Origin of the sequence: Sanguibacter sp. Z1732 (genome assembly GCF_051020515.1) — a bacterium.
GTDB lineage: Bacteria > Actinomycetota > Actinomycetes > Actinomycetales > Beutenbergiaceae > CALKWS01.
In genome coordinates, this window is the sequence record NZ_CP194857.1 from 3,494,734 (window position 1) to 3,508,814 (window position 14,081).

Sequence of the window (14,081 nt, forward strand, 5' to 3'; positions counted from 1 at the left end):
CCTCTCAGGGGTTCGGCGACAAGAACCTGAAAGGACCGCCCGCTGTTGCGGGTTGGTCATGCTGTAGCGGGGAGCGACAGCGCCAATATAGAGGCCGCCTCGTCATCCATCGTACGACGCGGCCCTGACATCGGGAAGGGCATGCGTGTCATAGCGAGCGGCGCACGGGCTCTTGTCCGGGCCGCCGCTGCGGCTCCTCCCCCGGCCCTCGCGCGAGGTCGCGTGCGCGGTCGAGGGCGGCGCTCGCGCGGGCCGCGTCGATCTTCTGCGCGTCGTTCTCGGCGGGAGCGCCGAGCGGCGTGGGATCGGTGATGCCGTAGCGGTCGCGGTACGCGGCGACCGTACGAGCCAGGCCGCGCCAGGTCGCGGCGGTCTTGGCGTCCTTCGGCGGGGCGCCGAGCGCCTTCGCCCACCCCTTGCCTTCGATGAGCGCGGCGTCGAGAAGGGCGTCGGCGCGGGTCTCGATGAGGTCGCGGCGTTCGGTGAGCGCCTGCCGGAGCTCGCCGCTCATGGTGCCGGTGGCTTCGGGGATGAGGCCGGCGATCAGCCGGGGCGTCTTGCGGGCGCGGCCGGAGCCGGCGGGGCGGGCGGTGGCGCGAGTCACGCGGTAGTGGAGGACGGCGGCGATGTCGTCGACATCGGAGAAGCCCCGTGCCCGCACGAGCCGTGGCAGCAGGGCCTCGATGTCGTGGTGGTTGGCTTCGGCACGGCGAAGCTCGGCAGTCAATGCGCCGAACGCTGGGGAGCTGATCGCGGCGCCCGCATCGTCGTCGGTGAGTCCGGATGCGCGCACGAGGTTCGCCCACCTGTCGCGTTGGGCGGCGGCGGCGATCGTCTCGTACTCCGCAGCGAGCTGACCGATGTTCCTCCAAGCGTCCTGCTCGGCGGCGATGGTCTCGTGGGCGGAGAGCTCGGCGCCGACGTGCTGGAGCACCCCGAACAGCACGCTCTTGGCGGTGGCGTCGGTGTTGTCGCCGGGGTGAGGTCCCTGGTGGGAGTCGTCGGGCTTGTCGATGGTGACGTAGGCGAGGTTCGCGTCTCGGCCGCGGGTGAGCGCGACGTACAGGTTCTCCCTCGTCATGGATGAGTCGACAAGGACGTGCGAGGTGTCCACGGTGATGCCCTGTGCCCGGTAGGAGGTCACCGCGTAGCCGAGGTCCAGGTGCTCGGCCGCATAGTCCGCCGGGAGCACAACCGATCCGCCCCGTCTGTGCTCGACGCGGCGGAGGGTGACTGAGCCGTCGTTGCGGATGTCGGTGACGGTCCACCGGTCGCCGTTGCGAACCCAGGACCGGCCGGCACGCAGGCGGCGGTCGTTGCGGCGGGTGATGACCGTGTCCCCGGCTGCGGCGCGGGTGCCATCGTGCAACTCGGCCTCGCGGGTGCCGTGGACGGTGCCGTCGAGGATCAGGTCCGTACGGGCGCGTTGGTTGAGCGCGAGGACGGATTCGTTGGAGTCGGTGACCAGCACCGTCGCACGGCCCGCTTGCCGGTCGGCTCGCCATGCGGTGTAGGCGGCGTCGATCATCGCCTCCGTCTCCCCGCCCTGGATGCGGTCGTGGTCGAGGTAGGTGTCGATGACCTCAGTGCGCCCGTGCCGAAGGCCGAGGGAGGCGGTCTTCTCCCACGAGTTCGTGAACCTGTGGATATCGGCCAACTCGGGCGCATCGTACCGATCGTGGACCAGCAGAGAGAATGCGCCACCGGCGTCGACGGACTGGAGCTGCGCATAGTCCCCGACCAGCAGCACCTTCGCCCCCGCCCCGGCCGCCAGCGCGGTGATCCGGTCCAGGGACAGCGTGCCGGCGAGGGACGCTTCGTCCACGATCACGAGCTGACCCGTGCGGAACGACTGGCCGGTGCGTTGATGGATCTCCCACCACTTCGCAGTGTTCTCCGTCGCGATCCCGAGGTCGTCGGCGAGGACCTGCGCGGCGACCGCAGACGGCGCAAGCCCGACCACGCTGCCGGGTCCGTGCTCGGCCTCCCATGCCCGCCGCGACGCGGACATCGCCGTGGTCTTGCCCGCTCCGGCCGGGCCGACCAGGACATCGACAACGCGGCCGGACACGGCGACCGACACCAACGCGGCGGCTTGATCGTCGCCGAGCACCCGCCCTTCCCGGTCGGGCCTGGTAGCGATCCGCTCCACCGTGGAAAGTGGCACGGTCGGGCCGGTCGTCATGCGGGCGCGCTTGAGGAGGCGGTCTTCGGCTGCCAGCAGGAGCTCGGAGGAGAACACCGTCGAGTGCTTCGGCCGGAACACCGAAGTGCCATCCGGCCGGCGGAACGCCACCGGGCTCGTCGCGAGCTCGGGCGGGGTGAGCCGCAGCGACGCGGCCTCGGCGGCATCCACGACCAGTCCGACGACCGCTTCCCGATCCACGGTGGAGGCGAACCGGTAACCCATCGTCTGCCGGGCCGCCTCGGCGGTGAGATTCCACCGACGCCAGGTGGAGCGCTTCTCGCCCACCACCTCCACGACCGACTGGCCATGGGACGCGATCACGTCCAAGGGGATGTCGTCGGCGCGAAGCAGCAGCGGTGCGTCGTTCGCTGCGACTATCCGCGCCCATGAGGTCGCATCCGTGCCGAGGATACGGCCGGCGCGGTGCCGCCATTCGGCGGTCAGGTCAGCCAGCGACCGGACCTGCTTCTCTGGGCGGGTGGTGAGGGTGGCTTGGGCGCGGAGCTTGATGATCGTTGCAGTCGAGGGCTGACGGCCGTGCTTGTCGACGTACTCGGCGATGAGCCGGTTCTTCTCGGCCTCAATGTGCCGGGATCGGGAGGAGAACTCGGCCACCAGCTCCTCCGGCACGGCCGCCACCGCCCACGCCGGATTGCGGTCCCGGCCCATCTCGCGGGACTCCCAGAAGACGCCAAACGACCTCGTGAGGTGGTCGGCGAACACGGCCTCGTGCAGCTCGGAGAGCGCGACCGTCGCGGCGTGCATGGGCCGGCCGTCGAGGGAGCGCCACTTGCCGTCCAGGACGGTCTGCACCTTGTTCGAGATGACGACATGAGTGTGCAGGTGCGGATCTCCAGCCCGGGAGTCGTAGTGGTCAAACGCCGTGGCGATCAGGCCACGGACATCTACCTGTGCAACGGCTCCACCGCGTGCGGTTGCGCCGGTGCGGGTGGCTGCAACCTCCCGCTCCATGAACGCAACCACCTCCGCAACCGCCGCATGATGCGCCTCGGCAATGAGCGCCTGCGTGCCCGCGTCCGCGACTGCCCACAGCACTGATGCGGACTTCGGGATTGAGAACGTGAAGTCGTACCCAGCGACCGCGCGCCGCGTCCCCCGCCCCGCTTCTTCGGCTTCGATCTGCGCACCCGCCTCGGCACGCGAGGCCGGCCCGAGGCCGGGATCGAGCGCCGCGGCGCGCTCCTCGATGCGATCCGCCGCGGTCTTGTACGCGGGATACGCCAGTCCGAGCGGGTCGCCGGTGACAGGGTGCCGGCCCATCCCGACAAGAAGCTGGAGTTGGGATTCGGAGACCTGATCGCCTTCCACGATCACCCCGCCCAGCGCTGCGACGCCCGCGCCGAGCCAGCGACCCGGCGGGCTGCCCGCCTCGGCGTAGTACCTCGTCAGCGGGGTCGAGAGTGAGCGGTCACCTCGCCTGCGGCGACGGTGCGGAGCAGGTACTTGTAGCCGTCGCCGGCGCTCATCACGCGCATCGAAACGGTCATACACGTAGGTGTTCGCGGTACAACTGACGTAAGCATCACAGTGGCCGCAGGTCGCCGCCGATAAAGTTGGGAAGGTGAAGAACCCGGCCGCACGCATCGTCTTGTCGGTTGCTGCTGTTGTAGTGGTTGCGTTCGGGCTGTTCTCTGCCAGCGTCGCGATATGGGGCTCGTGGTGGCGGTTCCCCAACATGCCGACCGCCGAAGAATGGTCTGCCATATTCGGAGCGTCAGCTCTGGTTGCGTTGGGGTTCGCTTGGTATCAGATTCGTCAGGTGGATCAGTCGAACAAGGCGCTGATCGCATCGAACGAACTGGCGCGCCAGGTCAACGTCGAAGCCGTCCGACCGAGGGTCCAGGTCGCCCTGGAACCCACTCGTTTCGTTCGAAAGAACCGCGGTGCACCGGCAGAGGGCACGCTTCATATCGCCGTACGAAACATCGGGGTGAGTCCGGCCCACGAGGTGCGGTTGCGCGTGAGCCCGCCGTTCACTTCCCTGGAGAAATTCTTCAAACCTGGAATGATGAACGCACATTTCGCTGAGGTCAACGAGACGTTCAGCGGCAACGTGAGCTTTCGTACGCTCAATCCGGGCAACACATACATCTGGTTCCTGGGTCAAGTACCTGAGTTGTTTGACGACGCGTCGGGAATCCCGCGCCGCTGGGAAGTCGAAGCCGAGTACACCGGAACGGCATCTCCAGAACCGTTCCACGAAACGTTTGTACTCGACCTCGACGTCGAGAAGCGCATCGAGTTGCCTATCGATCCACTCGTGCGTATTGGCAAGGACATCGAGGCCGTCGGAAGCAAGCTCGAAGCAATCAAGGGCGTTGTTCCGAAGAAGCTCACGCTCAGCGACGATTCCTTCGAGGCACTTGGGAGGCGCAGCCGCGGGATACGATCTTCGGCGGTCGGTGCACGGCGAGCGCCATCTTGGCTGCGAAGACCCCGTTGACATCGAGGTGGTTGCGCGCGTAGCTCCTCAGGGACCTGTTCGGGTTGCAGACACAGGCTGAGGGTAGCGCCAAATGAGCCTCCAGTTGCGGCGGCAATCCGCGAGGTATTGCGCCCGCGGCCGCGTCCGGCTCCAAGTCGCTGGTCAACACGATCACCCTCCACGCCTTCGGTGGCCGAGCCGCTCAGCTACGGGTATGCGTTACGCGCCGGAGGTCATACAGCCGGAATGCTTCGCTCAGGGTCATGGTCGCCGCTGCGATAGCAGGGCCGACATCGTTGTCGAGGTCTCCGCGTAGCCGCACGATCGAACCGCCCGACTCCTCGCGTACGACCTCATTTCGGTCGAGTCGCATGACGCCGAAATGATATTGCGCGTGGGCAGCCGCGCTGCCTGATCGCCAGATTGCCTGCGTCGCACCGATGAGCAGGTCGTCATCGACGCCGTGCATGTGCTGTGCGACCCAGTCGATCGCCCCGGTCTGATGGAACCGAATCTTCGTGACGTCCTCTCGCAGGCCGAGCGCAGTCGCGACCTTCTGCAAGCTGGCTTGCCGCTCGCGCAGTTGCTCCAGGAGGCCCGTACGAACCTCCTCAGGTTTGCCTTCCGGGATCTGCATATCGCGGCAGGATGTGACCTGAACACGAAGGTCGTCGGCGCGGAGCCTGAGCGCCCGCTCGCGACGTTCTTGCCGCGTTGGCGGTGCGAGGACCCACACCGCGTTCACCGCCGCGACGAACGCGGTCCGCGCAACGGTCATGTAGGCCGTCGGGTACATCGTGCTTGTTGCCCGCATGGCATCGATCGCGAAATCCAAGTGCTCGGAGGAGATGCACATCGAGTACCAGACGGGGTTCTCGACACTCAATCCGTCGACGGAGTCAGCTGCGAGCGAGCTTCCAGGCTCGGGCGACATCGGATTCTCTGCACGCTTACGCCAGGCATCGACCGCTTCCGAGATGCGGTCCAGACGCCTAAGCCACTCATTGTTCTCGGGCGGTGGAGGCTGCCGCCCGGGTCGCCGCTTCGTCATAGCCGCACCATATCTCCGTTCCCACGCGCACCTTCGCGACCCGCTCTACCGCGACCTGCAAGACGCGTGGTAACTCCGAGGGGCGGTCGGAACGACCTGCATGAGCGGTGACGGTTCGACCGGCTCAGGATGGTCGATGGGGGGCGAGCACCTGGCAGGTGACCAGCCTGGTGTCGAGTTCGCGAGTGGACCACGGCCAGGGATCACGAACCTGTCGGAGTCCTGATGCGCCAGCCGAACAACGATCACCGTCTGCGGGTCGGGTCACTGTTCTCCGGGTATGGCGGTCTCGACCTCGCCGTCGAGGAAGTCTTCGACGCCCGCACGATCTGGTTCTCCGAAATCAACGAACCTGTTGCCCGTGTCTTCGCCCACCATTGGCCCGACGCTCCGAACCTCGGCGACATCACCACGATCGACTGGCAGACCGTCGAGCCTCGTCGATGTGCTCTGCGGCGGGTTCCCTTGTCAGGACGTCTCCACGGTTGGCAAGATGGCCGGCCTTGCCCCCGGTACCCGATCCGGTCTCTGGGCACACATGGCGACCGCGATCGAGAAGCTGCAACCAGAGTGGGTCGTCATCGAGAACGTACGCGGCCTGCTTACCGCAACCGCGTCCCGCCCGGCCCCGGAAGGAGACGACGATGGACGACGCAACCCCGAACCTGAAACCCCCGCAGGTGCAACCCTTCGCGGTGTGGAGCCCGACCCGTGGGGTCTGGGAGACCAGCCAGCCCGACCTCTACGGGCACTTGGCGCCGTACTCGGAGACCTGGCCGACCTCCGGTATGATGCGAGATGGATCGGCCTACCCGCGTCCGCAATCGGCGCACCACACCCCCGGTTCCGCATCTTCATCCTCGCGAACCGTACTGTTCCGAACGCCGCTCGCCTCCGACTCCGCCAGGGGCGGGGAGACTCTGGATCTGGTGAAGGCCAGGCGTGGCACGATCGCCCTAAGCCATCAGGTGATAGACCTCGCGACCAGGCGCAGTCGTCGGTCGTCGGAGGCAACCTTCGCGCTGATCGCCGAGTTTTTCGGCAGTGGGGACGATACGGCCCAGCCATCTTCCGATGGGAACGAATCATGGGACGAGTAGCGCCGGCGCCGACAGTACTGAACGACAGAACCGGACCACGCCCCGCCCCAGCGTTTGTGGAGTGGATCATGGGCCTGGACGCTGGTTGGGTGACCGACCCCGCGCTTGCGCTCACGCAATCGCAGCAACTTGCGGCGTTAGGTAATGGCGTCTTGCCAAAGCAGGCCGAAGCTGCCCTCCGAGCGCTGATCGGATGACAGCAGGGCGAATTGTCAAAGCAGCATGTATGCCTTGGTCGGAAATGGCGCGACGATGGGTCGGCGGTAGGTGGCGACGATCACAGTCTGGGACCATACAACGACAAGTTCCGAGCGGTGGTGGGCGGGCCTCGACTGCGGTCATTCGGAGCGCGTGGTGGCCTGTCGTCGCAGCAGTGACCCACACGGCAATCGGTGGGGTTGTTTCGCGATTCGTCGTGGCGATCGTCGTTACCGCCATCGTTGCGGCGTTGCTCGTTGCGCTTCGCGCGCAAGCCTCCGACACTGCCTCTCAAGTAGCCGAGAAGTGGGCTGAGTTGTGCTCCATTGACCGACTCGCGGATCTGTGAAGCGAGACTTGATCGACGACTGCCATCAGCGCCACAGAGACACCTAATGGTGTCAGCAGCGCGTGTGGAAAACCGCCGATCAGGCGGGAGGCTTGTATGAGTTCCGTTTGGAGTGCTATACCGCGGCGAAAGCCTCAGCGACGATCACCGTGTGACTCCTGCAGATTCCTCCGCTCCTCCTCGTCCCTTTCATACCTCAAGGGCCGTTGACAAGGTTCCTCGCTGGGGATATGTGTCGCACGCGGTCGGCCGGTACGGTGCATCGTACTCGCGGCTGGTGGTTTATCCACCGAATGCGGACGAACGAACGCGACGGTTCGCGGAGGCTTGTCGTCTTTTCGTGCCGATTGCCGCTGGCGGCGGCCTGGTGGTGGGGCTTCTGCTGGCAGGAGTAGGCGCCCCCTTGGGGGCTAGTGCGTTGCTAATCGCAGGTGTCCTGCTCCCAGTGGGCGGCTATCTCGCTCTTCGTTCAGCTCCGGTGCGCCGATGCTCCGTCATGCTCTGGTCCTCGTGCTTTGCTTTTCACCCTGACGCGCGGGACGCGGAACGAGAAGAGGGTCTGTTGCTTTTTTCGCGGGTGCTCGAGGGCGCATCGCGATCGTTACGCCGTGGCGAGATGTCATCGGCGTCTTTCTACCGCGTATGGCAGGCGATCTACGATGAAGTAGCCGAGATGAACGCTTCCCGGATCGAGTAGGCCGAAGAAGCACGCGCATGGATACGTTTAGCTGAGAGCTTCGGATACGACGTCGCGGATCGAGCTTTGCACGATCTCTGACCACTTCAGAAGGAAGCTTCCCTCGATTGGGTTGTCGCGGAGTCTTTCGCAGATGCGATCTCGCAGCACAGTGGGGTCTGCTGTCCTATCGAGGACGATCGCGGTGACGCACACTGACCGGCCCGCGGTCATCTCGATGTCTGCGTGGATGCGGGTGATCGCAGATGACGCCAGCCTGGCCAGGCGTTGGGTGTGCTGGGGTGCGCCCGTGTCGAGGACGAAGAGCAGGTGGCTCAGACGGGGGAGCTGCTCGCCGAGGATGCGCGCGAGGTTCCGCTCATCCTTGAGCCGGCTGCGCATCTTCGCTGGAGATGCCGTGTCCGCCGTGGGGAGGTGGATGCATCCGACTACACCGCGTATCCGTTCGGGTACGAAGTTCGCTTGCGATGCGGGTGGGTGATTGAGCGTGCCGGTGGTCGCGATGAGGTCGTGCAGAGCAGGGTGCTCGTCGCCGCGGACGAGTATCGTCGGTACCGATCGAGCACTCTCAGCCGTGTTGGCGTCGGCCTCGTGTGCCTGTCACATGGGGGCCGTGTTATTTCATGCACCGCGCGCCCCATGTGGTGTCGTCGACATCTCCGGTTCGGGCCGTCGAGGTGTGCGGTCGCACTTGACTCAAAGCGACTGTCGACGCGCATCGGAACGCGATCACGGCCCCGGGTTCCGTGCCGGCTGGGATCCGAACATCAATGGATACCTGGTCTGCGCCGGTGACAGTGACGGTTCGCGTCTTCTTCGGTGGACGGGCGCCCACGATGTGGGTCTGCGTGATCACGGAGGCGATCTCCTGGAGGCTCGCGTCGATGGTGATCTCCCGGCGATGTCCGTGTGGTTCGCCGGAAACGGCCGTGACGCGCGTGAGTACCCATGTGAAGTGAGTATCGCGCTGTCTGATGTCCACGGCGGACGTGACGAGCACGCTGGGGGTTCCACGCGATGACGCCAGTTGTGCCAACGACCGGCCGGTGACCACCACATCATCTGCAGTGACGACGGCTCTCCTGTCTCGGCGGTGGATGTCTCGCGCTTGCGCTGCGTGGCGAAGTGCGCGAGCACTCAGGATGCTGTGAAGGAGGCTCATGAAAGCTCTTCTCCAGTCTCCGAGACGGTGCCGCTGCTTCGAAGCTCTGTTGCGTGGCTGGGGCGGAGCTGGGCGAGGGAGATCGAGCTGCGGGATGGGACGGCGAGGAGGTCACCGGCATGGAGGTCGCTCGGCAGTGCAGCAACCGGGTAGGGCAACGCCGGCGCGCCGAGCTCTCCCGGGATGAGTTCGAACGATTGCAGACGTGCGATGGATACCCGCCCGATCAGACGGCACTCGCTCCAGCAGGCGTCAAGGTTAGTGCCCCAGGAATCCGTCAGCGCGATCGCGCGATGCTCCGGCGTGTCGACGATGACCGTGATCTTCATGGCCACCACAGTCCTGGTTCCCGTCAACTCCGGGTGACGCGAGTCCAGGATGGGATCGTCGCCAGTGAGCACGCACGGCGTTCCGCAGAGGTCGACGTACTGGCGCAGCGAGATTCCACTCACAGTGACATCGTCGGTGGTTGCTTCGGTGTGCGCGGGCCACTCGGCAAGAGCTATCGGGGTGGGAAGGCTTCGCCGGAGGGTGGGGAGTATCTCAGTCAGGGTCACTCTTCCGTCTTAGGACGCGTAGGGGGTTGTGCGGAAGGAGCGTAAACGGAACCCATACGGCGATCGCCCAAATCCTTACGGTCACCGCCGCCGGCCCGGGTACACAACGGTGACGGCCCTGCTTCTGGACGCCCTGGTGTAAGGGGAGCGTTAGGTTCCCGTGCCTTCCTGTATGGGTTCCGTTAGGGCCCCGTTTTTGCGGTGTCAGGAGGTGTTTGATCGGGAGTTGCGCTTGGAATTGGGCGTGCGGCTGCGGTCTTGCTGTCGCTGTTCTCCGAATGGAGTTTGTTGTGCTTGACATTGTCTACGTGCTGGGCGTGATCGTCCTGTTCGTAGTCGTTGGCTTGGTCGGGAAGGCGGTGGAGAAGCTGTGATCGTGTTCGAGTTTCTTGCTGCTGCTCTCGGGGTCGCGGCTGTGTTCTATCTCGTGTTCGCTCTCGTGAAGCCGGAGCGTTTCTGATGGAGTGGGGTTTGCTTATCGCGAGCGTCGCCACGCTCGTCCTCGCCCTGGGGTTGCTGTACCGGCCTGTGGGCGACTATATGGCTTGGGTGTTCACGACCCGGAAGGACTGGAAAGTCGAACGGGGAATCTACAAAGTCATCGGGGTCGATCCGTCTCAGGAGCAGTCCTGGCAGGCGTATCTGCGTTCTGTCCTGTACTTCTCGATCGTCGGCGTTCTGCTGCTGTTCTTGATGCAGCGCACGCAGCAGTGGCTGCCGTACTCCCTCGGTAACGAGAACGTCGAGCCGGGTGTTGCGTTCAACACCGCGATCTCCTTCGTGACGAACACGAACTGGCAGGCGTATTCGGGTGAGGACCTCGCCTACACGGTTCAGTTCGCTGGCCTTGCCGTACAGAACTTCGTCTCCGCTGCGACGGGTATCGCTGTCGCCGTGGCGCTCGTTCGCGGGTTCGCGTACCGCAGATCGGGAACGATCGGGAACTTCTGGGTCGACCTCATCCGCGGCACGTTCCGCATCCTCCTGCCGATCTCGATCGTCGGCGCGATCGTACTAATCGCGGGCGGCGTCGTGCAGAACTTCAACGGCTACGTCGATGTGACCACCATCACCGGTGGAACGCAGACCATCCCGGGTGGCCCCGTTGCCTCTCAGGAGGTCATCAAGGAGCTCGGCACGAACGGTGGCGGTTTCTACAACGCGAACGCTTCGCATCCGTTCGAGAACCCGACGGGGTGGACGAGCCTGTTCCAGGCGTTCCTGATCCTGCTGATCCCGTTCTCGCTTCCGCGCACGTTCGGGAAGATGGTTGGCGACAATCGTCAGGGATACGCGATCCTCGCCGCGATGGGCACCCTGTATCTGGTCTCGGTGAGCGCGCTGGCAGCATTCGAGTTCGCCGGACAGGGTACTGCGCCGGAACTGGCCGGGGCCGCGATGGAAGGGAAGGAAGCCCGATTCGGACTCGTGCAATCTGTTCTCTATGCGGCGACGACCACGTTGACCTCGACCGGGTCGGTGAACTCGATGCACGACTCGTACACCGGGCTGGGCGGGATGATCCCGATGGTCAACATGCTGCTGGGCGAGATCGCTCCCGGTGGTGTCGGAGCCGGCCTGTACGGGATGCTGATCATCGCGGTGATCGCCGTGTTCGTTGCGGGGCTGCTCGTTGGCCGCACCCCTGAATACCTCGGGAAGAAGATCGGGCCGCGGGAGATGAAGCTTGCGAGCATGTACATCCTCGTCATGCCGATCCTCGTCCTCGGTGGTGTCGCATTGAGCTTCGCCATCCCGGCCCTTCGAGACAGCATCGTGAACGAATCGCTCACGAACACCGGCTCGCACGGCCTGTCCGAGGTGATCTACGCCTTCGCATCGGGCGCGAACAACAACGGCTCCGCATTCGCAGGGTTGACCGCCAGCACCCCGTGGCTGACCGCCGCGATCGGTGTCGCGATGCTGTTCGGCCGGTTCATCCCGATCGCTCTCGTCCTCGCGCTGGCCGGTTCCCTCGCCGCACAGGACAAGGTTCCCGCAACGGCCGGAACCTTGCCTACACACCGTCCGTTGTTCGTCGGTCTGACCGTCGGTACCGCGGTTCTGGTGACTGCTCTCGTTTTCTTCCCCGTTCTCACGCTGGGTCCCCTGGCGGAAGGGCTGCTGTAAACATGTCCACCATTACCCCAACCCCTCTGGCCGAAGCGCCGCACGCGACCACTCGCGCGCCACGCAAGACGCTCACCTGGGCACAGATCCGCACCGCCCTCCCGGGAGCGCTCCGCAAGCTCAATCCGCGCGCGCAGTGGCGAAACCCCGTGATGTTTATCGTGTGGGTGGGCGCCGCCCTCACCACCCTCCTCGCTGTCGCCGAACCTTTCCTGGGCGGACCCGCCGAGTCGGGCGGGACGAGTGTTCCTTGGTCGTTCACCTGGATCATCGCCGTATGGCTCTGGCTCACGGTCCTGTTCGCGAATCTCGCCGAGTCGATCGCCGAAGGTCGCGGTAAGGCCCAGGCCGACACATTACGCAAAACCCGCACCAGCACCACCGCACACCATGTCGCCGACTACCAACCTGGTGCAGATCCAGCCGCCGAGCGAGCCGCCATAAAGGACCTATCCTCGGCAGACCTGCGATTGGGCGACACGGTTGTTGTGTCCGCTGGTGAGCTGATCCCCGGCGATGGCGACATCGTGTGGGGCATCGCAAGCGTGGACGAATCGGCCATCACCGGTGAATCCGCACCCGTTATTCGCGAGTCCGGTGGCGACCGATCCGCCGTCACCGGCGGTACCCGCGTGCTGTCCGACCGTATCGTCGTGCGAATCACTTCCAAGCCGGGCGAAACGTTCGTAGACCGGATGATCGCGCTCGTCGAAGGCGCCGCCCGTCAGCGCACCCCGAACGAGATCGCGCTGAACATCCTGCTCGCGTCGTTGTCGATCGTCTTCGTCGTCGTCGCGCTCACGCTCAACCCGATCGCGTCCTATCCGGCGAGCCCCGCCAGCATCACCGTCCTCGTCGCCCTTCTGGTGTGCCTCATTCCGACGACGATCGGCGCGTTGCTGTCCGCGATCGGTATCGCGGGGATGGACCGGCTCGTTCAGCGCAATGTGCTGGCCATGTCTGGACGTGCGGTGGAAGCTGCCGGTGACGTGACCACGCTATTGCTGGATAAGACAGGAACCATCACCTACGGCAACCGTCGAGCGACAGCCTTCGTTCGCCTGGACGGTGTCCGCGAGCAGGAACTCATCGAAACGGCCGCGCTGTCTTCGCTCGCCGACCCGACTCCAGAAGGGAAGTCGATCGTTGACCTTGCCCGCGCGGAGGGCGTCGACGTGGGTGCTGCACCGCGCGGAGAGATCGTCCCGTTCACCGCTCAAACGCGGATGTCCGGGCTCGACGTGCCCGACGGCACCCAGATCCGCAAGGGAGCCGGTTCCGCGATCACCGCGTGGCTGGAAGAAGACGGGACGCGGCTTCCCAGCAGCGAACTGGCAGAGCTCGATGAGCATGTCGAACACATCTCCCGATCCGGCGGCACCCCCCTCGTTGTCGCCGTCAAAGCGGCGACTGGCGAACGTCGAGTCCTCGGCGTGATCCACCTCAAGGACATCGTCAAGGAGGGCCTGACCGAGCGGTTCGCCGAGTTGCGTGCAATGGGCATCCGGACCGTGATGGTCACCGGGGACAACCCGTTGACCGCGGCGGCGATCGCGAAGGAAGCCGGCGTCGACGACTTCCTTGCCGAAGCGACACCGGAACAGAAGCTCGCCTTTATCCGCAAGGAGCAGGAGGGCGGCAACCTCGTCGCGATGACCGGTGACGGCACCAACGACGCCCCCGCGCTCGCGCAGGCTGACGTCGGTGTCGCGATGAATACGGGGACCTCGGCAGCCAAAGAGGCCGGCAACATGGTCGATCTCGACTCCGACCCGACCAAGCTCATCGACATCGTCGCCATCGGCAAGCAGCTGCTCATCACCCGGGGCGCGTTGACCACGTTCTCGATCGCGAACGACATCGCGAAGTACTTCGCGATCATCCCCGCAATCTTCATGGGTGTGTTCCCCGGCCTTGCGGTGTTGAACATCATGGGTCTGCACTCACCTGCATCTGCAGTGCTGTCCGCAGTGATCTTCAACGCGATCGTGATCGTGTTCCTCGTGCCCCTCGCGCTGCGCGGAGTCAAATACCGGCCGATGAACGCATCGAAGATCCTCGGCCGCAACCTCGCCATCTATGGGCTCGGCGGCATCATCGCCCCCTTTATCGGGATCTGGCTCATCGACCTGTTCGTGCGCCTCATCCCCGGCTTCTGACACTCTCAACCAAAGGAATGAAATCATCATGAATGCTGCCACGC

At 65.1% G+C, this 14,081-nt stretch carries 9 protein-coding genes and 3 pseudogenes; 8 read left to right on the forward strand and 4 right to left on the reverse strand.

What is annotated here, in order from left to right:
* Positions 1–148: 148 nt before the first annotated feature.
* Positions 149–3,696 (reverse strand): annotated as a pseudogene (gene mobF, locus ACRRRO_RS18240) (MobF family relaxase).
* Between the two features lie 74 nt (positions 3,697–3,770).
* Between mobF and ACRRRO_RS18245 the strand changes: the two are divergent.
* Positions 3,771–4,652, forward strand: a complete 882-nt coding sequence (locus ACRRRO_RS18245; protein ID WP_424796248.1) for a hypothetical protein — start codon at positions 3,771–3,773, stop codon at positions 4,650–4,652.
* Between the two features lie 184 nt (positions 4,653–4,836).
* On the opposite strand, the gene ACRRRO_RS18250 is transcribed toward ACRRRO_RS18245, so the two are convergent.
* Positions 4,837–5,685, reverse strand: coding sequence for a hypothetical protein (locus tag ACRRRO_RS18250; RefSeq protein WP_424796249.1), 849 nt, complete (start codon positions 5,683–5,685; stop codon positions 4,837–4,839).
* A 225-nt stretch (positions 5,686–5,910) separates the two neighbouring features.
* On the opposite strand from ACRRRO_RS18250, the pseudogene ACRRRO_RS18255 reads away from it, so the two are divergent.
* The 4 genes and pseudogenes from ACRRRO_RS18255 to ACRRRO_RS18270 form a co-directional block, all read left to right on the forward strand.
* Positions 5,911–6,051 (forward strand): annotated as a pseudogene (locus ACRRRO_RS18255) (DNA cytosine methyltransferase); the annotation flags it as partial.
* 127 nt (positions 6,052–6,178) lie between these two features.
* Positions 6,179–6,238, forward strand: a pseudogene (locus ACRRRO_RS18260) (hypothetical protein); the annotation flags it as partial.
* Between the two features lie 91 nt (positions 6,239–6,329).
* Entirely contained in the window at positions 6,330–6,785 is a 456-nt protein-coding gene (locus ACRRRO_RS18265; RefSeq protein WP_434081626.1) for a hypothetical protein, read from the forward strand.
* Between the two features lie 698 nt (positions 6,786–7,483).
* Positions 7,484–8,029: a DUF6611 family protein gene (locus tag ACRRRO_RS18270; protein WP_424796251.1), complete on the forward strand. Its 546-nt coding sequence runs from the start codon at positions 7,484–7,486 to the stop codon at positions 8,027–8,029.
* 27 nt (positions 8,030–8,056) lie between these two features.
* On the opposite strand, the gene ACRRRO_RS18275 is transcribed toward ACRRRO_RS18270, so the two are convergent.
* Together ACRRRO_RS18275 and ACRRRO_RS18280 are read right to left on the reverse strand one after the other, a co-directional pair.
* A complete protein-coding gene (locus ACRRRO_RS18275; RefSeq protein WP_329864301.1) occupies positions 8,057–8,410 on the reverse strand; it encodes a hypothetical protein in 354 nt (117 codons plus the stop codon).
* A 777-nt stretch (positions 8,411–9,187) separates the two neighbouring features.
* Positions 9,188–9,748, reverse strand: coding sequence for a hypothetical protein (locus tag ACRRRO_RS18280; RefSeq protein ID WP_424796252.1), 561 nt, complete (start codon positions 9,746–9,748; stop codon positions 9,188–9,190).
* Positions 9,749–10,118: 370 nt separating this feature from the next.
* Here ACRRRO_RS18280 and ACRRRO_RS18285 point away from each other — a divergent pair, with 370 nt between their 5' ends.
* The 3 genes from ACRRRO_RS18285 to kdpB are packed head-to-tail and all read left to right on the forward strand — an operon-like array spanning position 10,119 to position 14,037.
* On the forward strand, positions 10,119–10,208 hold the full coding sequence (locus tag ACRRRO_RS18285) for a potassium-transporting ATPase subunit F (protein ID WP_425714132.1): 90 nt from the start codon (positions 10,119–10,121) through the stop codon (positions 10,206–10,208).
* The gene (gene kdpA, locus ACRRRO_RS18290; protein WP_329864183.1) at positions 10,208–11,878 is read left to right on the forward strand and encodes a potassium-transporting ATPase subunit KdpA; all 1,671 of its coding nucleotides are present in this window, start codon (positions 10,208–10,210) and stop codon (positions 11,876–11,878) included. Before ACRRRO_RS18285 ends, kdpA begins: the two co-directional genes overlap by 1 nt.
* Positions 11,879–11,880: 2 nt before the next feature.
* The gene (gene kdpB, locus ACRRRO_RS18295; protein ID WP_424796253.1) at positions 11,881–14,037 is read left to right on the forward strand and encodes a potassium-transporting ATPase subunit KdpB; all 2,157 of its coding nucleotides are present in this window, start codon (positions 11,881–11,883) and stop codon (positions 14,035–14,037) included.
* Positions 14,038–14,081: the final 44 nt, after the last annotated feature.

Coding starts and splice junctions, on each gene's coding strand:
- kdpB (WP_424796253.1), top strand. CDS start 11,881: ATGTCCACCATTACCCCAACCCCTCTGGCCGAAGCGCCGCACGCGACC.
- ACRRRO_RS18275 (WP_329864301.1), bottom strand. CDS start 8,410: ATGCGCAGCCGGCTCAAGGATGAGCGGAACCTCGCGCGCATCCTCGGC.
- kdpA (WP_329864183.1), top strand. CDS start 10,208: ATGGAGTGGGGTTTGCTTATCGCGAGCGTCGCCACGCTCGTCCTCGCC.
- ACRRRO_RS18265 (WP_434081626.1), top strand. CDS start 6,330: ATGGACGACGCAACCCCGAACCTGAAACCCCCGCAGGTGCAACCCTTC.
- ACRRRO_RS18250 (WP_424796249.1), bottom strand. CDS start 5,685: ATGACGAAGCGGCGACCCGGGCGGCAGCCTCCACCGCCCGAGAACAAT.